At 48.4% G+C, this 20,578-nt stretch carries 19 protein-coding genes; 10 read left to right on the plus strand and 9 right to left on the minus strand.

Annotated features, from left to right (window positions below; translation table 11 throughout):
- Window positions 1–2: 2 nt before the first annotated feature.
- Window positions 3–1,298 carry an aminotransferase class I/II-fold pyridoxal phosphate-dependent enzyme gene (locus tag AC3ISQ_RS11090; protein WP_489346437.1) on the minus strand — a complete coding sequence of 432 codons (1,296 nt, stop codon included), beginning with the start codon at window positions 1,296–1,298 and terminating at the stop codon, window positions 3–5.
- A 67-nt stretch (window positions 1,299–1,365) separates the two neighbouring features.
- On the opposite strand from AC3ISQ_RS11090, the gene AC3ISQ_RS11095 reads away from it, so the two are divergent.
- From AC3ISQ_RS11095 to pdxY, 3 genes are read left to right on the plus strand one after another with little or no spacing between them, the layout of a single operon-like run.
- Window positions 1,366–1,614 carry a hypothetical protein gene (locus AC3ISQ_RS11095; RefSeq protein WP_489346439.1) on the plus strand — a complete coding sequence of 83 codons (249 nt, stop codon included), beginning with the start codon at window positions 1,366–1,368 and terminating at the stop codon, window positions 1,612–1,614.
- 5 nt (window positions 1,615–1,619) lie between these two features.
- A complete protein-coding gene (locus AC3ISQ_RS11100) occupies window positions 1,620–2,333 on the plus strand; it encodes a glutamine amidotransferase (protein ID WP_489353238.1) in 714 nt (237 codons plus the stop codon).
- Window positions 2,334–2,336: 3 nt separating this feature from the next.
- The gene (gene pdxY / locus AC3ISQ_RS11105; RefSeq protein WP_489346440.1) at window positions 2,337–3,170 is read left to right on the plus strand and encodes a pyridoxal kinase; all 834 of its coding nucleotides are present in this window, start codon (window positions 2,337–2,339) and stop codon (window positions 3,168–3,170) included.
- A 37-nt stretch (window positions 3,171–3,207) separates the two neighbouring features.
- Here the strand turns inward: pdxY and AC3ISQ_RS11110 are convergent, their stop codons facing one another.
- Window positions 3,208–3,924, minus strand: a complete 717-nt coding sequence (locus AC3ISQ_RS11110) for a flagellar brake protein (RefSeq protein ID WP_489346442.1) — start codon at window positions 3,922–3,924, stop codon at window positions 3,208–3,210.
- A 117-nt stretch (window positions 3,925–4,041) separates the two neighbouring features.
- Entirely contained in the window at window positions 4,042–5,745 is a 1,704-nt protein-coding gene (gene olsF / locus AC3ISQ_RS11115) for a bifunctional ornithine lipid synthase OlsF (RefSeq protein WP_489346444.1), read from the minus strand.
- A 488-nt stretch (window positions 5,746–6,233) separates the two neighbouring features.
- On the opposite strand from olsF, the gene AC3ISQ_RS11120 reads away from it, so the two are divergent.
- From AC3ISQ_RS11120 to ogt, 3 genes are all read left to right on the plus strand, one after another.
- On the plus strand, window positions 6,234–7,379 hold the full coding sequence (locus tag AC3ISQ_RS11120; protein WP_489346446.1) for an SIS domain-containing protein: 1,146 nt from the start codon (window positions 6,234–6,236) through the stop codon (window positions 7,377–7,379).
- Window positions 7,380–7,389: 10 nt separating this feature from the next.
- Window positions 7,390–8,244, plus strand: a complete 855-nt coding sequence (locus AC3ISQ_RS11125) for a tagatose bisphosphate family class II aldolase (protein WP_489346448.1) — start codon at window positions 7,390–7,392, stop codon at window positions 8,242–8,244.
- A 108-nt stretch (window positions 8,245–8,352) separates the two neighbouring features.
- Window positions 8,353–8,877, plus strand: a complete 525-nt coding sequence (gene ogt, locus AC3ISQ_RS11130; RefSeq protein ID WP_489346449.1) for a methylated-DNA--[protein]-cysteine S-methyltransferase — start codon at window positions 8,353–8,355, stop codon at window positions 8,875–8,877.
- A gap of 38 nt (window positions 8,878–8,915) precedes the next feature.
- On the opposite strand, the gene ampC is transcribed toward ogt, so the two are convergent.
- Complete coding sequence (gene ampC, locus AC3ISQ_RS11135) at window positions 8,916–10,073, minus strand: class C beta-lactamase (RefSeq protein ID WP_489346451.1); 1,158 nt, start codon at window positions 10,071–10,073, stop codon at window positions 8,916–8,918.
- Between the two features lie 202 nt (window positions 10,074–10,275).
- Here ampC and fnr point away from each other — a divergent pair, with 202 nt between their 5' ends.
- On the plus strand, window positions 10,276–11,040 hold the full coding sequence (gene fnr / locus AC3ISQ_RS11140; protein ID WP_489346453.1) for a fumarate/nitrate reduction transcriptional regulator Fnr: 765 nt from the start codon (window positions 10,276–10,278) through the stop codon (window positions 11,038–11,040).
- A 126-nt stretch (window positions 11,041–11,166) separates the two neighbouring features.
- Window positions 11,167–12,129: a universal stress protein UspE gene (gene uspE, locus AC3ISQ_RS11145; RefSeq protein WP_489346455.1), complete on the plus strand. Its 963-nt coding sequence runs from the start codon at window positions 11,167–11,169 to the stop codon at window positions 12,127–12,129.
- Between the two features lie 79 nt (window positions 12,130–12,208).
- Here the strand turns inward: uspE and AC3ISQ_RS11150 are convergent, their stop codons facing one another.
- The 4 genes from AC3ISQ_RS11150 to pntA all read right to left on the minus strand — a co-directional run bounded on the left by AC3ISQ_RS11150 (window position 12,209) and on the right by pntA (window position 16,937).
- Entirely contained in the window at window positions 12,209–12,361 is a 153-nt protein-coding gene (locus AC3ISQ_RS11150) for a Hok/Gef family protein (protein ID WP_489346457.1), read from the minus strand.
- A gap of 276 nt (window positions 12,362–12,637) precedes the next feature.
- Window positions 12,638–13,861 (minus strand): flagellin lysine-N-methylase, encoded by a 1,224-nt coding sequence (gene fliB, locus AC3ISQ_RS11155; RefSeq protein WP_489346459.1) that lies wholly within the window; start codon window positions 13,859–13,861, stop codon window positions 12,638–12,640.
- A gap of 147 nt (window positions 13,862–14,008) precedes the next feature.
- Window positions 14,009–15,400 carry a Re/Si-specific NAD(P)(+) transhydrogenase subunit beta gene (gene pntB, locus AC3ISQ_RS11160; protein ID WP_489346461.1) on the minus strand — a complete coding sequence of 464 codons (1,392 nt, stop codon included), beginning with the start codon at window positions 15,398–15,400 and terminating at the stop codon, window positions 14,009–14,011.
- Window positions 15,401–15,410: 10 nt separating this feature from the next.
- Complete coding sequence (pntA, locus tag AC3ISQ_RS11165) at window positions 15,411–16,937, minus strand: Re/Si-specific NAD(P)(+) transhydrogenase subunit alpha (RefSeq protein WP_489346463.1); 1,527 nt, start codon at window positions 16,935–16,937, stop codon at window positions 15,411–15,413.
- A 538-nt stretch (window positions 16,938–17,475) separates the two neighbouring features.
- On the opposite strand from pntA, the gene ydgH reads away from it, so the two are divergent.
- Together ydgH and AC3ISQ_RS11175 are read left to right on the plus strand one after the other, a co-directional pair.
- On the plus strand, window positions 17,476–18,426 hold the full coding sequence (gene ydgH / locus AC3ISQ_RS11170; RefSeq protein ID WP_489346465.1) for a DUF1471 family protein YdgH: 951 nt from the start codon (window positions 17,476–17,478) through the stop codon (window positions 18,424–18,426).
- A 268-nt stretch (window positions 18,427–18,694) separates the two neighbouring features.
- Window positions 18,695–20,086, plus strand: coding sequence for an amino acid permease (locus AC3ISQ_RS11175; protein ID WP_489346467.1), 1,392 nt, complete (start codon window positions 18,695–18,697; stop codon window positions 20,084–20,086).
- 35 nt (window positions 20,087–20,121) lie between these two features.
- Here the strand turns inward: AC3ISQ_RS11175 and AC3ISQ_RS11180 are convergent, their stop codons facing one another.
- Entirely contained in the window at window positions 20,122–20,529 is a 408-nt protein-coding gene (locus tag AC3ISQ_RS11180; RefSeq protein ID WP_489346468.1) for a hypothetical protein, read from the minus strand.
- Window positions 20,530–20,578 lie beyond the last annotated feature (49 nt).

The following is a 20,578-nucleotide window of genomic DNA, read 5'->3' on the forward strand; positions in this document are numbered from 1 at the left end:
AATTAATTCACCTGTCCATGAACAGCAATCGCGGCGCTAATATCCAACGTTAACGCATCCAATTGCTCAGTCGTGACATTGGCCAAACTGATACGAATGGCTGGCGTGCTTTTCAAACGGAAAGGTTCACCACTTTGTACTAACCAACCGCGTTGCGCCATGATCTGGCTAGCGACAGCTTCGGAACGAATCGGCAACCAGATATGTAATCCTTCTCCCGCCGGTAAGCGTACGCCTGCCAGAGTAAACAGTTTCTCGACCAGCACTTGCCGCCGTTGTTGGTATTCTTGCCGTGCACGTTGCAACAACTCGACTGATTGTCGCCATAAGTTAGCGGTGATCTGCTGCAAGACATGGCTGACCCAGCGCTCACTGATGTATTGGTCGGCACGCATCGCCTGTAATAGTTCAGGTTTGCCGCAGCAGACCGCAATTCGCAGATCCGGCCCGAGGAATTTACTCACCGACAGCACATACACACCGTTATCGCCACTGAATGGCAGATTGAGCGGTTGTTGCGACAATGGCCCCCAAAAATCATCCACGATCGGCAAACAAGCCGGGTGTTGAGCAAAAAACTCACGCCATGCTTGCGCCCGTGCGGCACTCAGTGTCATGCCCGTGGGATTCTGAGCGCGTGGCGTTAAAATCACCGCGCCCGCTCGTTCGCTGTTCTCTGCCGGTAAGCGGCAACCCTGTTCGTCGATTGGCAATGGCAATGGTTTGAGGCGTAAATGACGTAACAACGTCAACAACGGTGGCCAACAAGGATCTTCTACCCATACTGTATCCCCCGGCTTTAAGTGACAGCGTAACGATTTTTCTATTGCGTCTAATGCGCCAGAGAATACCGCCATGGTCTGCGTATTAACGCCCTGCGTGGCGATCCACTCACTCGCAACTGCCCGCAACGCGGGTAAATCCCCCGCCACGTCGTAACCCGTTTGCTGTGGAAGTAATTCATCCATGCTCAGCGTCAGCCGTGGCAGTAATTTGGCATCTATATTGCCAGAGGCTAGATCGAGCATCCCTTCAGGGACATACAATGCACTGCACACACTGACCATCGGTTTTTCTAACACCACAGTGCCTGCTCGCCCACGAGTGGCAACCCATCCAGCATCACGCAATTTAGCATAAGCACTAGCGACGGTATTCGGGTTAACCCCGATTTCCTTAGCCAGTTGACGTACGGGCATCAATAACTCACCGGCCCTGATTTCACCGTTTTTAATCTGCGCGATGATTTTTTCAGCTATCTGGACAGCACTGCTTCCTTTTGCATACAATGAACTCATACATATCCTCATTTGAACTAATACAAATAAGGCTAGCAAATTTTGGCAACCAAGGTAAGGCCTAAAAATGGAAAAACATTACGTGCTCGATATCCAGTATGCCGGTAAAGCATTTGGCCAATTACATATGCTCACTCCTTGGGCCGCCAGCCAGTTACAACAAGCCCGGGAATTATTCCCTACGGAACAAGGTTATGATTTAAAAATCAATCAGGTAAAAGAACACCGGATTGTTTATCAAAGTGGTTCGCATGGCATTAGCGTGTTGGGTGACTCACTGGTGCTGGAACCCTGCCCAATCAATTCGGAGGTTTAGTCATGGTGAAAAAAGCGGTCGCTATCCGTCACGTAAATTTTGAAAATTTGGGTATTCTCGGCTCAATACTCTCTTTACGCGGCTACCAGCTCGATTATTACGATGCTGGGCGCGATGACATCAACGCAATCGATAATGACAGCACCGATCTGTTAGTGATGCTCGGTGGCCCCATCAGCGCCGCTCAGCATTTTGCTGGGCAGAAGGACTATCCATTTCTGGATGATGAGTTGGCATTAGTACAAAAGAGGCTCCAGCAGCGGCGACCTATTCTCGGCATCTGTTTAGGTGCGCAGGTGATCGCTCAAGCGCTGGGTGCAGAAGTGGTGTCGTTAGGTGTGAAAGAGATTGGTTTCGCTTCAATGCAACTTGCGCCGCTCGATAATAATCCATTAGCCGCGTTGTCAGATGCCGCAGTTCTGCATTGGCATGGTGATATGTTTATGATCCCACCGGGGGCGCAATGTTTGGCCAGTACCGAGATTTGCCACAATCAGGCATTTGAATATCAGGGTTTCGCCCTCGGTTTGCAATTTCATCTCGAAGCCGATCATCATGATATTGAACGTTGGTTAATTGGTCATGCCTGTGAATTGGAATTAGCCGGCATCGCTGCGCAAAAAATTCGTGATCAAGCAGCACGTTATGGCGCAGAATCGGAAAAACGGGCACAGCAAGTTTTTGCACAATGGCTCGATAAAATCGAAAAAAGGAATTAATCCATGCCGCATTCGACATTACGTCCACCGTTAATCGACGTCATTAGTATTCAGTCACAGGTGGTTTATGGCAGTGTGGGTAACGGTATTGCCTATCGTGCTTTGCTGAAAGGAGGGTTGGAAGTTTTGCAGGTTCCTAGCGTGTTATTCGGTTGCCCACCCTATTATGGCGCACTGAGCGGTGGCGTGATCCCTGCAACGTGGTTCCAAGGTTTTTTGACCGATTTGATTACACGCGGTGTGGTACAGCAAACGCGAGCGCTAATCATTGGCTATTTGGGCAATGCGGAACAGTGCCAGATTCTGGCGCAATGGCTGCCACAAGTTCGCGCACTCAATCCGGAGATCCAAATTTATATCGATCCGGTTATGGGCGATTATGGCGAAGGTGTGTATGTTCAGCCCGGCATTGTCGATTGTTATCGTTCCCCTTTTCTGCAAATCGCCAATGGCTTGACACCGAATGGATTTGAGTTGGAGCAACTGAGTGGTCAAACTTTGTCTACCCGCGAACAAACCCTCGATGCCGCACGGGCGTTATTGCACGGCCATACGCAATGGGTGTTAGTCACGAGCGCACCCGGTGTAGCGCAAGACAATGAAATCGGCATGTTATTGGTCAATAAAGAGGAAGCGCTGAGCTTTACTCATACCAAAGTTAAATCGGCAGTAAAAGGCACTGGCGATCTGTTTACCGCGCTACTGGTCAGCCATTTGCTGAAAGGAGAACAAATCGAACAAGCGATCGCGACAACCAGCGATGAGGTGTGTGCGGTATTGGTCGAAGCGGAGCAATGTGGCTGGCAAGAGATCGGCAGTTTGCGCAGATTGCAGTAATTAAATCAACCGGAGGCGCAAGATTGCGCCTTTCCGTTTAACGCTTTTTCTTTTTATTAAAATCCAACTCAAAAGCATATACTGCGCTTTGAATTTTACGCTCGGTAGCTAGGCTTAATTTCAGGAAACGACAAGATAGCCGGGTAAATAGTTGCATGTCTCCACTTTTTTCGTCGATCGTTTGATCGTCATTGATGGCGATTAATTCCATATTGACTTTAAAACAGCCGTAATCCCCTAAATCCAATATCGCCTTTTTGAACAAAAAACCCACCCCCATTGTTGCGGGTAGCGAACTATCGATGTGCAAACCTACACCGCCAGCAGAAAGATCGTGGATACGTAGTTGGTAAACCGAGCCATCAGCATATTCACCGCTGCAAAAAAACTCACGCCAATAGGGGGTTGTGATACGAAGTTGGCGACGGCGTTGAATATAGACCAGTTCTTGCGGTAAACGTGCAGAGTAAGCCGGGCTACCGTGATATTCGGTCAACTCCACAGTTTCAACTGAGAATTCGACTTTCGCATCATGACTTTCAATGACGACATCGAAACCACCCGGGCTATCAAGAGCGGCCTCACTACCATCAAACAGGATCTGATCGGCAGCAACACTCAGTAGCTGGCTGTGGAACTGTTGTTGCTGATTACCTACGCGCAGCGGCGTGCGTTGTTTACAGATATCACGTAATAAAGCCAAAACTTCAAAACGCTCCTGCTTGATAAACAGTCCGTTATCAACGTGCTCCATCGTCTCTCCTGACTTTTTCTATTGACGCAAACTATTTCCCAACAGATATAATCACTGGGACTAATCTTAATGTCAAATAGTAAGCGAATATGATCAGGAACTGACTGGCAATAATAATTAACAGCGATGAACGGCAATATAGCGTTGATAACGCAAAGGTTTAAGCTTTGTTAAATCCACTAAAACTAAGCCATCAATGCAATTATTGAAGGCCGGATCGGTGCCGAAATCGATAAATTGCACTCCACCGGGTTCACAAAGTTCGGTGTATTGTTTATACAATGTCGGGATTGAACACCCGATATTACTTAACAAACTTTTCAGGCGCGTCAAATCCTCTTGATAATCATTACCGATAAATTGCTCGAGTATTTGAGGTAATGAAACCGGGTAAGGTTGACGTGACTGTGCCATTGCATGATCGGGTGAAAAATACAGTCGATAGAAAGCGATTAATAAATCACGCGCGGCCACCGGCATCCCACCGGAGATCGAGACCGGGCCAAATAAGTAGCGATATTGCGGATATTTCGCTAAATAAGCACCGATGCCCAACCACAGATAATCGAGCCCACGTTTTCCCCAATAGGCGGGTTGAATAAAGCTGCGCCCCAGTTCAATACCCTGTTCCAAAATCGGTGCCATGTCACGATCGTAATGGAACAAGCTGTTGCTGTAGATGCTATCCAACCCTTTGTTCTGTATTTGTTTTTTCGTAGGGACAAAACGGTAGGCTCCGACAATATCCAGTTCGCTATCATCCCACAGAACTAGGTGATAATAGTCGTCGTCATAGCTGTCTAAATCGCGACGCCGACCAGAACCTTCGCCTACCGCACGGAAGGCGATTTCACGTAAACGGCCCAACTCACGCAAGATCGGTGAACGCGTTTCATCCCCACGTTGATAGAGATAGATCACCTTACCATCAGGTGTTTTACCTAATAATTCGCAGGCCGCCAGCGCCTTTTTCAGCTCCAAACGATCCTCGGGTAACGCGATCGGTGATTCGCTGGCAAACAGCCCGGTTTTACCCTGCCCCAAACGGTATACATGACGGCGAAAACGCTCAGCTAAATCTTTGGCGCTGGTGTGTCCGTCATGCCAATGGGTGAACGGAATACGCCCACCAACACGTAACTTAATCCGCCCGCCACGCTGTTGGAACATTTCACGTACTAGCAACAACGTCGACAGTGGCCGATAGAGCATAGACGCGCAGTAAAACAGGTTGCTGTTACGGGCGCTGATGTGGATCGGAACTATCGGCGCGCGTGCTTTGGCTGCTAATCTCAAGAAACCCGTATGCCAATGACCATCGCGAATTCCCTTGGCGCTCATACGCGAAACTTCACCGGCCGGGAACACGATAAGCACGCCCTGTTGGTTCAACTGTGCTTGCATGGCTTCAATCTGCTGGCGATTGGTTTTGTAGCCAATGTTATCCACTGGGATAAACAGACTACGCAGCGGTTCGATATAGCTCAGGAGTTGATTGGCGACCACTTTGACATCTGGGCGTACCGCCGCGACCGCTCGCAATAGCACTAATCCATCCAATGAACCGATCGGATGATTAGCCACTAATACCACCGGCCCTTGGCTAGGGATATTCTCCAGATCGCCATCCACCAGTTCACAACTCAGTTTGAAGTAATCCACTACCTGTTCGATCAGATCCAAACCCCGTAAATGTGGATATTCGGCGGCAAACTGTTTGAATTCTTTTTCGAAGAGTAGATTTCGCAGTAGGCTGCGCTGCCATGCGGGAGGATTACGGTGAGGAAAGGCGTCTTGTAGCAAGGTATCCAAGCTAAACATCGGGTTATCTCCTTGGCCTAGTCGTTGCAAACTTAGGCCAAAGTTATGACTGTGATGTGTCAGGTCGATGTCAGAAAAATTAAACCTTGTATTGTGGAAAGCCCGGAAAGAAAAATTAATATCTGGGCTTTCGAATTGAATATCGGGAAAAAAGATCGGCGGTCTGAATTATAACGAATTAACAGGTTTCGGTTTATCAATCGCCATCTTTCGGTTGTGGTTAAAGTGAAAGGTGAGCAATAAATAACTAACTGATAGATATAATTATTTTAAAAAATAAGTGATTGCGTTTCATTGTTTCGTTTGCTGTAATCTCTAACAGACAACGGGAAGTATCATTACCTATTTAGCTATGGCTCCACGCGCCGTGGCGGGGTCTCTATACATCTAAATAAAGAGAGCGCTATTAATGACTAGCACTAGGCATTAATAATCGACTAACTCGATCGGGAAGGTACTTTTAGTCCATTTTTCAAGGAGTTGTTACTATGAATGGTTATTTTTCCTATCAGACGGGTTGGTTGGAACAACATCACGCGTTGCACACCGCCCGCGAGATTTGGCAGCAGCCGGATTTATGGGCCGCACTGCATCAACAATTGCAAACGCAACAAGCACAATGGCAACCGTTTCTCGCCCCATTGCTGGCTAACCCACGCTTACAGATTGTGCTTTGCGGCGCAGGTAGTTCGGCCTTTGCCGGACGCGCCCTCGCCCCTTGGTTACGTGAAAAAACCGGGCGTGATGTGGTGGCTTATGGCACCACTGACATTGTCGCCACGCCGCTGCAATATCTCGATCGAACTCGCCCGACGTTATTGGTTTCTTTCGCTCGCTCCGGTAATAGCCCTGAAAGTGTGGCGACGGTGGAACTGGCGGATCAGTTACTGCCAGAGAGTTATCACCTGATGCTAGTGTGCAACCCGGATAGTCAACTGGCGCAATATGCCCACGGGCGTAGCAACGTCTGTTCGCTGGTGATGCCGCAAGGTTCTAACGATCAAAGCTTCGCGATGACCTCCAGTTTTAGCTGCATGATGTTGAGCGCTGCCCTGTTACTTGGTCCGTATGCTTTGGCCGAAACCCAACAACCGCTGACAGAAATGGTCGAACGGTGCCGTACCCTGCGTGAATCCTTGCAACCACAGGTAAAAGCGTTGGCTGCCAGCGGGTTCCGCCGTTATATCGTCCTCGGCGGTAGCTGCTTTAGCGGTTTGGCGGAAGAAGCCTCGCTGAAAATGCTGGAGCTCACCGCTGGGCAAATCGTCACTCGTTACGATTCATCGCTCGGTTTGCGTCATGGCCCGAAATTTATGGTCGATGGACAAACGCTGGTGCTGTTGATGTTTTCCAGCAATCCGTACACCCGCCAGTATGACCGCGATTTGTGGGTCGAACTGCAACGCGACGGACTGGCGATGCAGATGGTGGGGTTAGGCGATGAGCAACTCGCTTTACATCACGCCTGTGACGATATCTGGCTGTTGTTTCCTAACCTGCTATTCAGCCAAATGCTGGCTTTCGAAAGCTCGCTAGCGTTGGGGTTGACGCCTGATAACCCCTGTCCAACGGGTGAAGTTAACCGAGTGGTCAAGGGCGTCACGATTTACCCTTATCCTTCTTCTGTGCTGTAAGGAGTCTGTTATGTATTTGATATCCAACCGCGAAATGCTGCAAAAAGCGCAACGCCAAGGCTATGCCGTGCCAGCGTTTAACGTCCACAATCTGGAAACCGTGCAAGTGGTTGCTGAAACCGCCGCCGAATTGCGTTCTCCGGTGATTATGGCCGGTACGCCGGGTACTTTCAGCTATGCCGGCGTTGATTATTTGGTCGGTATTTGCCAAGCAGCTGCCCACCGTTACGATCTGCCGTTAGCATTACACTTAGATCATCACGAAGAAATGGATGATATTGAATATAAAGTAAAAAGTGGCATTCGTTCGGTGATGATCGATGGCTCTCATTTTCCCTTTGAGCAGAATATTGCCAAAGTTGCCGAAGCTGTGGCGTTGTGCCATCGCTACGGAGCCAGCGTGGAAGCCGAATTAGGACGTTTAGGTGGACAAGAAGATGATTTGATCGTCGATGCTGCCGACAGTTTCTATACCGACCCTGCCGCCGCCCGTGAGTTTGTTGAGCGTACTGGGATTGATTCGTTGGCGGTCGCTATTGGCTCTGCTCACGGCCTCTATCATGGTGAACCCAAGTTGGATTTTGACCGTTTAGCGTTGATCCGCGAGCAAGTCGATATTCCTCTGGTATTGCATGGCGCTTCTGGTATTCCTGAAGCGATGGTAAAGCGCGCTATCTCCCTTGGCGTATGCAAAGTTAACGTGGCTACCGAGCTAAAAATTGCCTTTGCCGATGCGGTTAAAAGTTATTTTTCCCAACATCCTGATGCCAACGACCCACGTAAATATATCGTACCGGGCAAACTAGCAATGAAAGAAGTGGTGGTGGAAAAAATTCGTATTTGTGGCAGCATCGGTCAGCTATAACCTTTTCAGGTCAAGTGGATATACGGAAGAGGTAGATGTCCGAAATCCGCCATCATTACGAACGATTTAGTGGCATAATCTCTCCATCAAACGTAAGGAGTGACCACTATGCAGACCTTTTTGATCGACCGAATGACAACCCCAGTGGGCGAATTGGTCATCATTGCCGACGAACAGGATCGCCTGCGCGCCGTCGATTGGACCGAGCATGAAGCCCGCTTGATGAAACTGCTAAACACCCACTATCGCGCCGACCGTTTCCAGTTGCAGGAAAAACACAATCCCGGTGGGCTGACTGAAATTATGCAGCGCTATTTTTCCGGTGAATTGGACATCATCAATCAAGTTCCGGTCATGACCGCAGGCACCGAATTCCAGCGCACAGTTTGGCAACAGTTGCGCCAAATCCCTTGCGGTGAAATCATCACTTATGGTGAGTTAGCAAAACGTATTGGTCGCCCTACTGCTTCACGAGCCGTGGGTATGGCGAACGGCTCAAACCCGATCAGTATCGTTGTGCCTTGTCATCGCGTGATTGGTTCGCAGGGCGCATTGACCGGTTACGCGGGCGGCGTTCAGCGCAAACAATGGTTGTTAACTCACGAAGGCTATTTGCCAAAAGAATTAATTTAAAGACAAGGCAGCCTACTGATCCGCAGGCTGCCCATTTCTCAGCGCAAAGCCTGCAAAATATGATATGCGGCTTCTACCCGGATTGGATTGGGGTAATTCTTGTTAGCCAACATCACAATGCCAATTTTCTTCTCTGGAATGAAAGCGATATAGGCACCAAAACCGTTAGTGCTACCGGTCTTATGCACCCAAGAGTTTGGCTGTGCTGGGCGCGGTGGTGTAATCGCCTCAACTTTCAGTGATTTCAACGCAATCTCATTGCCACTGGCAGCAATCACAGCCTGTGGGTTAATCGGCCAGTTATACATTTCCCAGCCCAGCCCTTGGAACATATTTTCAGCTTGGTAATAGCCGGCTTGAGAAGATTGAATCGCTTTTTTCAATACATCTTGAGAGGCAGGCAAGCCGCTCGGATCGATATTCGCCTGCATAAATTTCGCCATATCTTGCGTAGTCGATTTAACACCATAGGCTTGCGCATCTAACATGCCCGGCGTGACTCGCAGCGGCTTACCCTCTTTATATCCCCACGCATAATCCGACATATTCGCTTTTGGAACAGTAATAAACGTCTGCGTCAGTTTTAACGGCTGGAAGACATGCTGCTGCATATAGGATTCAAACGATTGGTTGCTGTTTTTTACTGCCAACAGGCCAAATAAACCAATGCTGGCATTTGAATAATTACGTACTTCTCCAGGTGCCCATTGGGGTTGCCATTGTTGGTAATATTCTAACAATGACTTTTGATTGGTGACCTGATCAGGAACTTGCAGTGGAAGCCCTCCGGCGGTGTAAGTGGCCAAGTTCAACAGGGTAATACCTTGCCACTGACGCCCGGTAAGTTCCGGCATATACCGTGTCGCGGGATCGTTAAGCTTCATGATCCCCGCTTGTGCCGCATATCCGCCAGCAACGCCGGTGAACGTTTTACTCACTGACCCCAACTCAAACAGCGTATTTTCCGTGACCGGGCGGCTGGTTTTTATATCCGCTACACCATAGTTAAAAAAATGGGGTTTCCCGTCATAAAACACCACGACGGCCATTCCAGGAATATCCTGCTTTTTGATCAGCAGCGTCATGGTGCTATCGACTAACGTTGTGAGTTGCTGTTGTGTCAGCGGCGTGGCGGCATAAAGGGGGGAGACAACGAACAGGGTAGACAATAAAATAGAAATCGCAGATTTTTCCATTGGTAAAAAATTTCCATCGGCAGGTGAATAACAAAGGCTTTTTTGCTAGTTTGCCCGAAATATCATGAGTATGCAGTATATCTGGTGACGTTTAGGCACAGAATTGGCTTAAATACCGTCTAATCTTCCTATTGCTACCCTTATCACTTGCGGGAAAAGATGTTAAAATTGACTCATATCAATTATTGCATGAGCGTAATTTATGATCCCGGAAAAGCGTGTGATTCGACGAATCCAGTCTGGTGGTTGTGCGATCCATTGCCAAGACTGCAGCATCAGCCAATTGTGCATTCCTTTCACTCTTAATAGCCACGAGCTAGATCAGCTCGATAATATTATCGAAAGGAAAAAGCCTATCCAGAAAGGACAGACACTGTTCAAGGCTGGCGATGAGTTGAAATCTCTCTACGCGATCCGTTCCGGCACCATCAAAAGTTACACCATTACCGAACAAGGCGATGAGCAAATCACTGGTTTCCATTTAGCTGGTGACTTAGTCGGTTTCGACGCCATTGGTGGTTTGAAACACCCAAGTTTTGCTCAGGCACTAGAAACTTCGATGGTGTGCGAAATTCCATTCGAAACTCTCGACGATCTCTCTGGCAAGATGCCTAACCTGCGTCAACAAATCATGCGTTTGATGAGCGGTGAGATCAAAGGCGATCAGGATATGATCCTGTTGCTGTCGAAGAAGAATGCCGAAGAACGTCTGGCGGCTTTCGTCTATAATCTGTCGCGTCGTTTCGCTCAACGCGGTTTCTCACCGCGTGAGTTCCGGTTGACCATGACGCGTGGTGATATCGGTAATTACCTCGGTTTAACGGTAGAAACCATCAGCCGTTTGCTGGGTCGCTTCCAGAAAAGCGAAATCCTTAGCGTGAAAGGCAAATACATCACTATCGAAAATGTCGACGCCCTATCACTACTGGCCGGCAATCCACGTATCAACGTGGCGGTTAACGCCTAATTTCATTCCGGGTCAATCATTCGCCTGAATTATTGACCCACATCTCCCTCTCGCGCTGTTCTGTTTTTCATTGTTGGGTTACTCTGTAAGTTAACAGACTGTTGATTTACATCTGTAGGAGGCCCTATGGCGAAGTATCAGAATCTTCTGGTGGCTATTGACCCCAATCAGGATGATCAACCGGCGCTGCGCCGGGCGGTATATCTGGTCAAACGAAATGGTGGGCGCATCAAGGCCTTCCTTCCTATCTACGATTTCTCTTACGAAATGACGACGTTGCTTTCGCCCGATGAACGGACGGCGATGCGACAAGGTGTCATCAGCCAACGTGCCGCCTGGATTAACGAACAATGTCGCTTTTATATAGAGGACGCCGTTCCGATCGAGATCAAAGTGATTTGGCATAATCGCCCGTTCGAGGCCATTATTCAGGAAGTCCTTAATGGTAAACACGACCTGCTATTGAAGATGGCTCACCAACACGATCGTTTGGAATCGGTGATTTTCACTCCGACCGATTGGCATTTACTGCGGAAATGCCCTTGCCCTGTGTGGATGGTGAAAGACCAAACTTGGCCTGAAGGGGGTAAAGCGCTGGTGGCGGTGAACCTTTCTAGCGAAGAGCCTTACCACGATCCGCTCAATATCAAATTGGTGCAAGAAACCGTTGAGTTGGCTAATAACGTCAATCAAACGGAGGTTCATTTGGTTGGCGCTTATCCAGTCACACCAATCAACATCGCCATCGAACTGCCCGATTTTGATCCTAGCGTGTATAACGATGCCATTCGTGGTCAGCACCTGATCGCTATGAAAGCATTGAGACAAAAATTCCACATCAATGAAGAATTTACTCACGTCGAAAAAGGCCTGCCGGAAGAAGTGATCCCCGATTTGGCAGAACATCTACAGGCGGGTGTGGTGGTGCTCGGTACGCTTGGTCGTACTGGTATTTCAGCCGCGTTTATCGGTAATACCGCCGAACATGTGATCGATCACCTAAAATGTGACCTACTGGTTATCAAGCCGGAAAACTTCAATTGCCCAATTGAGGCCGATGAAGATGACGAACACGACGACGAAGATTAATTAATGGGGTGCTTGAGAGCACAACACCTGACAGGTGATAGTTTTTAAGGCGGGGCAATATTTGTACCCCGCCTTAATTTTACCTCTCTAGATCACATGCTAATCGTGCCGCAAAATTGGTCTCCCCCTGATTGATATCGACCTCACAAACCCGATCTTTTATCATCCAAACGAATACCAAAATTGTAATACATACAATAACTAACATTGCTATTGCGTATACCTTCGACATGACTTGCCTCCTTGTGAAGAAGAGGCTACCATCACACTTGTCTAGGGTGTGGTGGTAGCCCCAATCTGATTTAAACGTCAGTTTGGGGCTTTAAACTATCCACCTTTTACACCCTTCTCGAGCTTAAGGCAGATAGCCTCAAGCACCCACACGAAATGTAACAGACTATTTCGATTTTAAATATCCCCTATTTTTCAATAGATAAGCATGGAATCATGCCCTTCAAGATATAATATTGAGCCTGTGGGCTGTTTGAATATTATTCATATGTGCAAATTAATTAATCAACAACAGGCAAGAAAGATCATCCTGCGCGTTGATTTTATCGACATAAGTATTCAGTTCTTTTGCCAATGCACCATTATGGTTGTAAATCACGTGGTAGCTGCCAAACAGACGCATCACCTCTTCCACCGTAATTTCTTGCGTGAGTGATCTCACCGACAGAGAGATTTTTAGGTAGAAGTAATCCGCAATCAGCAAATAGAATTTGCGCAGAACTTTGCTAATGTCGTCACCGGGGAATCCACTGTTATAGAGATGATAAAGCACATAATTTTTTAACACGTGTTCTTCAGCCAAACAGGAGTCTTTGGTCAATTCAGCCCAACGAACATTCAATGCGTCGAATTTTGCCGCTAACTCGGCTTCGTCAGCATTTTTCTCACCAAACAAATAACTGGCAATAGCCTGATGGTTTTCCACCATATAGCGTTTATTACGTCTGGTTTGTCGAATGGCATCACCAAAAATGCTCAATAATGCCACTTTAATCGAAGAAGAACCTTTCAACTGACTGCGGAACTCCCCAATTTCACCTTGTGCTAACTGGTTGTTTAGCGAGAGGTAAACGCTTTCTAGGTTCTCGACATTGCTCTCTATTTGATAATCTATCTGTTGCAGATAAATAATGAAGTTCGCCAAAGCAAACAAGTTATCTTCGATCGCCGTGCTATCCGCCATCGCTAAATGACGACAGAACAGGTTAACCAATTCACCAGCCTGATCTCGTGCTAATAGCCGACTTTGTTGGTTGATTTGTTTTGCTTTGTCGGTAACCAACGTAATTTTTTCATCAACCAACATACTGTCCGGTTGGAAAAGTACTTGATTCACCACCTCCGGGCAGGACATGGTCAGGCTGTGTAAGGTTTCGTTCTGGTAATTTTGTGAAAGGCGTGGGAAGGTTTTGCAAGTTACGCTCAGCGCATCGGCGCCCATATTCGCGTGCACCATGCAGAGCTTATCTTCGCTGAGCATTGGGCAAGTGCCGGTATTATCCAAACGGATCTTCGCGTAGCGGTCGTAACCTCGGCGGGTGATAAACAATGCATTCTTGGCTAAAGCTTTGATCTTTTCATCTTGGGTCGATTCGTATTTTTTATAGGTTTTTTTATCGATATAAATATCCCAGCTATGGCAACAGTGATCGATACAGGAGGGTCCAGTGCATTGAAAGCGGGAGTAAAAATTAGGGGTGGTTGTTTTATGTGTTTTCATTACGAAGCCATAGTGATGATTCATTAACCTATAAATTTATCACTTTTCGACCACTTTCAATTTGACGATTAACTGTGTAAAAAGTTGCTAAAAATACCTATAAAAAAACACGGCCATGTCGACCGTGTTTGTTAGCTCGACGGTGAATTACAGCGCGCGCAGAATAGCTTCCACGCTGGCTTTGGCATCACCAAACAGCATTTGAGTGTTCTCTTTAAAGAACAGCGGGTTCTGCACCCCGGCGTAACCGGTATTCATGGAGCGTTTGAAAGCAATAACGTTTTGCGCTTTCCACACTTCCAACACTGGCATACCGGCGATCGGGCTGCGTGGATCTTCCAATGCAGCTGGGTTGACCGTATCGTTGGCACCAATCACCAATACGGTGTCAGTGTCTGGGAAATCTTCGTTGATTTCGTCCATTTCCAACACCACGTCATAAGGTACACGGGCTTCTGCCAGCAATACGTTCATATGACCAGGCAAGCGCCCTGCCACCGGGTGAATACCAAAGCGTACTTTGATACCACGTGCGCGCAGTTTCTCGGTAATTTCGGCTACCGGATACTGAGCTTGTGCCACCGCCATGCCATAGCCTGGGGTGATGATCACTGAGGTCGAATTACGCAGTTGCTCTGCCACTTCTTCCGCTGTGGTTTCACGGTATTCGCCCATTTCTTCCGCATCACCGGTTGAAGAGCCGTCAGTACCAAAACCACCGGCAATCACGCTAATAAACGAACGGTTCATCGCTTTACACATGATGTACGACAGAATGGCACCGGAAGAGCCCACCAACGCACCGGTCACGATCAGCAAGTCGTTGCTCAACATGAAACCTGCTGCTGCCGCTGCCCAACCGGAGTAGGAGTTCAGCATCGACACCACGACTGGCATATCAGCACCGCCGATGGAAGCCACCAAGTGCCAGCCGAACGCCAAGGCAATGATAGTCATGATCAGCAGTGCGAAGACTTGCGTGCCCACATTATCGCTGCTCACGAACATCACCATCAGCAAGAACGATACCACCAACGCAGCCAAATTCAGCTTATGACGATGTGGCAACATCAACGGCTTAGACGAAATAATGCCGCGCAGTTTGCCAAATGCCACAATAGAACCCGTGAAGGTCACCGCACCGATAAAGATACCGAGGAACACTTCGGTCAGATGGATATTTTCCATTATCGCATCCATCGGAGCAGCGCCATGATCCAAGTAGCTGTTAAAGCCTACCAAGACCGCAGCCAGACCGACGAAGCTGTGCAGCACGGCGACCAGTTCTGGCATTTCGGTCATTTCGACTTTCTTCGCCAGATAGATACCGATAGCACCACCGATGACCATCGCAATGATGATCCAACCTACGTTGCCAGAATCTGGCCCGAGGATGGTGGCGATCAGAGCGATTGCCATCCCGGCGACACCGAACAGGTTGCCCTGCTTGGACGTTTCATGGCGTGACAAACCAGCCAAACTGAAAATAAACAGGATCGCGGCAACAATGTATGCAGCTGTAACTAATCCTCCAGACATTTGTTACCCCTTAGTTCTTGCGGAACATCTTCAGCATGCGCTGAGTGACGGTGAATCCACCAAAAATGTTGATGCTGGCGATCAGTACGGCGATAAAGGAGAGGAAACTCACCCAGCCGCCATGACCAATCTGTAATAACGCACCGACCACGATAATCCCTGAGATCGCGTTAGTGACCGACATCAATGGGGTATGCAATGCATGGCTGACGTTCCAAACGACGTAGTAACCCACCACGCAGGCCAGCGCAAACACGGTAAAGTGAGACAGGAACTCTTTTGGTGCCGCGTTTGCCAACCAGCCGAACAGAATAATTGCCAACGCAATTAAACCGTATTTCAGTAGTGGTGAAGTGGGCTTTTTCTCGACCGGAGCGATCGGTGCCGCTGCCGCCGCTTTCGGTTGGGCGGAAACCTGAATCGGTGGCGCAGGCCAAGTCACTTCGCCTTCGCGCACCACGGTAACACCACGGATCACGGTGTCTTCGAAATCGACGTCGATCTCGCCGTTTTTCTCTTTCGACAGCAGCTTCAGCAGGTTCACTAAGTTAGTGCCATACAACTGTGACGATTGCGTCGGCAAGCGACTTGGCAGATCGGTATAACCGATGATCTTCACGCCATTGTCAGTGATCGTCACTTTATCTGCGACCGTCAACTCACAGTTACCGCCAGTTTGTGCTGCCAAATCGACAATCACACTGCCCGGTTTCATGGAGGCCACCATCTCTTTGGTGATCAATTTCGGTGCAGGTTTACCTGGGATCAACGCGGTGGTGACGATGATGTCGACCTCTTGCGCTTGCGCGGCAAAAAGTTCCATTTCCGCCTTAATAAAGGCTTCAGACATCACTTTAGCGTAACCATCGCCACTGCCTGCTTCTTCCTCAAAATCTAGCTCGAGGAATTCAGCGCCCATACTTTGAACTTGTTCTTTTACTTCCGGGCGGGTATCGAAAGCACGCACAATCGCGCCTAGGCTACCTGCAGCACCGATGGCTGCTAACCCGGCAACACCCGCCCCGATAATCATCACTTTCGCTGGCGGTACTTTACCCGCGGCGGTGATTTGCCCCGTGAAGAAGCGGCCAAACTCATGGGCTGCTTCAACAATGGCGCGATAACCGGCGATGTTAGCCATCGAACTCAAAGCATCCAACGACTGAGCGCGAGAGATACGCGGAACAGAATCCATCGCCATCGCGGTCACGTTGCGAGTGGCCAGTTTTGCCATTAATTCTGGATTCTGTGCAGGCCAGATAAAGCTGACCAACGTACTCCCTTCGCGCATTAAGGCAATTTCATCGTCCTGTGGTGCATTAACCTTCAGGATTAGATCCGATTGCCAAACATCGGCAGTGTCAGTAATGGTCGCCCCAGCGGCTTCATAAGCGACATTGTCAAAACTTGCTAGTTTACCTGCATCGCTTTCTATCGCGACGCTGAAACCCAGTTTTAGCAGTTGTTCCACCGTTTTAGGGGTAGCTGCCACACGGGATTCATTGGCCAACCGTTCTCTTGGTACACCAATACGCATAATATTCCCTTCTCACCTGTTTTTGATGATGTTTATTATCTTTCTACCCATAGCAATAGCACTGGCTGACAAGATCAATACTCTCAGCCTGCAAACAAATTAAGGTGCCATCTATAACCTACTGAAAATGTGATCGATGATCCATATTTGCTTACAGCATTTAGGCAGTTTTCACATAAAAATTTACTTAAGGCTATGACAAATCGCAATTTTGCGTGGAAAAGTGGCTCAAGACAGCTATTTTAGCTGCGGTATTGTGGAGTACGGCACATTATCTATTGCAGTATTGATGCGGCTGATGGATATAAAAGTTATAAATATGTGAATAATTAACACTTATGTCATCAAACACTTTATTCTTTAAACTTATAGTGCAATTTATCAAGTCGCTAGAAATTCCAAAGCACGGATTTGTCTCATGGAATCACATAAAATGCTGAGACACTTGCCGAGGTTACATGTCATAATCCACGGCTGAATTACACCTCAACAGTTCAGCACGTTATAAACGTTAATGCGCTAGGCGAAAGGATTTTTTATGAAGCTGAAGACCACGATCATCGCATCAGCCTTGTTATCACTCACCGCGTTATCTGCTCATGCAGCGCAAGAGTTGACACCTGAGAAAGCAGCGGCCATCAAGCCGTTTGATCGCATTACCATTACCGGCCGCTTCAATGCCATCAATGAAGCATCCGAAGCAGTATCCCGCCGTGCAGACAAACTGGGTGCAGACTCCTACTACATTCAGGACATCAATAATAGCAACAATGGCGGCAACTGGCGTGTCACTGCAGACATCTATCATAAAGATGCGCCCGATGTGAGCAAAGATCAGAACTACCGCGTATTCAACGGCGTGAAAGAACTGCCGAAAGAAAGAGCCTATCTGCTGGAACCTTACGATACCGTGAGCGTCAGCGGTTTCTTCCGCAGCCAGCCAGATGTGAATGATGCCATCTCCAAAAAAGCGCAAGAAAAAGGTGCAGACTCCTTCTTCATCGTCCGTCAGGTGGATGCCAATAAAGGCGGCAACCAATATGTGACCGCATACGTTTATAAAGCCGACGCGCCAAAACGTATCGTTCAAAGCCCTGATGCCATCCCTGCTGACTCCGACGCAGGTCGTGCGGCTCTGGCAGCTGGTGGCGCAGAAGCGGCCAAGGTTGAGATCCCAGGCGTTGCCTCTTCCGGCTCACCAAGCCGTGACGTTGGCCGCTTCTTCGAAACTCAATCATCGACGGGTGAGCGTTACACTGTCACACTACCGGATGGCACCAAAATCCAGGAAGTGAACAACGTGACTGCCGCGCAGATGCAACCGTTCGATTCAGTGACCTTCACCGGCCACTACAACAGCATGACTGACGTTTCTACCGAAGTCGCGAAACGCGCAGCTGAGAAAGGGGCTAAGTACTATCACATCACGCGTCAGTGGCAGAACAAGAGCGGCGGCAACCTGACCGTCAGCGCTGATTTGTTCAAATAAGTTCCACGTATTGACTGACTAACGGGCAGCCTTTGAGCTGCCCATTTCTTTGGTTTTTATTGTTAAATCTCAATTGCCTGCTTATTGTGTGGCTATTGCATAGTTTTTTGGCATTTCCGCATATTCACTCATTGCATCTCCCTTCATCCCTCCGTAAAATCTGCGCCACTTTTTAGGTCTATTATTTTGTTACTGTGATGTTAAGCATCAAGTTACTACCGGATAATAGATGTTCAGCAGTTATTTATTCTGCCTTCAGGAACCTTCATTGGAAAAGAAATTAGGTCTTACCGCGCTAACCGCATTGGTACTCAGTTCCATGCTCGGAGCCGGGGTTTTCAGCCTGCCACAAAACATGGCACAGGTCGCAAGCCCGGCAGCGTTGTTACTCGGTTGGGCAATTACTGGCGTGGGGATTCTGTTTTTAGCCTTCGCGATGTTGCTACTTACCCGCCTACGCCCCGATCTGGACGGCGGGATCTTTACCTATGCCAAAGAAGGTTTTGGTGAACTCGTCGGTTTTTGTTCTGCTTGGGGTTACTGGTTGTGTGCGGTGATTGCCAACGTTTCTTATTTGGTGATTGTGTTTGCTGCGTTGAGCATTTTTACCGATCGTGGTGGCGATGTAATCCTCGGCGACGGTAATACTTGGCAGGCATTGATCTGTGAGTCGCTGTTGCTGTGGGTTGTTCATGCCTTAGTACTGCGCGGTGTGCAAACTGCGGCGAGTATTAACTTGGCGGCAACGTTAGCTAAATTGCTACCTTTGGGGTTGTTCGCGGTCTTGGCGGCCATCGCCTTCAAAATGGAGGTATTCACGCTGGATTTCACCGGCATCGCGCTGGGTAAACCGGTATGGCAGCAGGTGAAAGACACCATGCTGATCACCCTGTGGGTGTTTATCGGCGTAGAAGGTGCAGTAGTTCTGTCTGCACGGGCTAAACATCGTAAAGATGTCGGGTTAGCGACTATGTTGGCGGTAATTTCCGCGCTTGGCGTTTACCTGTTGATCACTCTATTGGCGATGGGCGTGGTACCACGCAGCGAATTGGCCGAGATGCGTAATCCATCAATGGCGGCACTGATGGTGAATTTGATTGGTCCTTGGGGGGATGTGATCATCGCCGCCGGGTTGATTATCTCCGTTTGTGGTGCGTATCTGAGCTGGACCATCATGGCGGCAGAAGTGCCTTTGCTAGCGGCACAACATGGCGCTTTCCCGAAAATTTTCTGTAAACAGAATAAAAACCATGCACCATCGGCTTCTCTGTGGCTGACTAACGCCGCGGTGCAGATTGCATTGGTGTTGATTTGGCTAACCGGCAGCGATTACAACTCGCTACTGACCATCGCTTCAGAAATGATCCTAGTGCCTTATTTACTCGTTGGGGCATTCTTGTTTAAGGTCGCGCGTCATCGACAGGATAAGCGTTTGATGTTCGCCGCGATCGGCGCTTGTCTGTACGGTGTTTGGTTGCTGTATGCATCGGGTTTGATGCACTTATTGATGTCGGTGTTGTTATATGCACCGGGTCTGTTGGTGTTTATCTATGCACGTAGTGGACATCATGATGTCAAATTGCTGAATAAACTGGAAAAAGGCAGTATTGCTTTGCTGCTATTGGCGACGATCCCCGCCGGTTGGTTTATGTTGCAGTAATTTAATGAAGAATGACTGGGTGATTTGCCACCCGGTCATTTTTTGCAGAACGTGACCGTCATCTTCTCGCCGTTTTGCGTGAGTGAGATTTTAGCCGCGCAGCGGTGCTGAATTGCCGCCAACTGCTCTTGTTCCAACGCGTAAGGCAGTTGGATATCAAATACCGCCAATCCTTGTCGCTGTGCCAAAGCAATCAAACGGACAATGTTGATTTCATCACTCACCTGAGTTGAAACCACCTGCAATGCCAATTCTTTCAAGTGCTCTTTACAGGTTTGCGTTGGAGCGACACGTGATTTCAATACCATGCCGAAAATTGGCATCACGCCATAAATTGCATCAACAAAACGCCAGTGTTTCTTGCACGATGCGGATAGAAAATCCATGTAATCAAAGCAGATTTTCTCACTGGTCGCAGCGGATGCAAGGTGACTGCTATTCATCGCCTTAACCCCCTAAATTGCCAGTGAATCGGATTCTTACCATTAAGCC

It is taken from the genome of Serratia sp. KH_031, assembly GCF_057839655.1.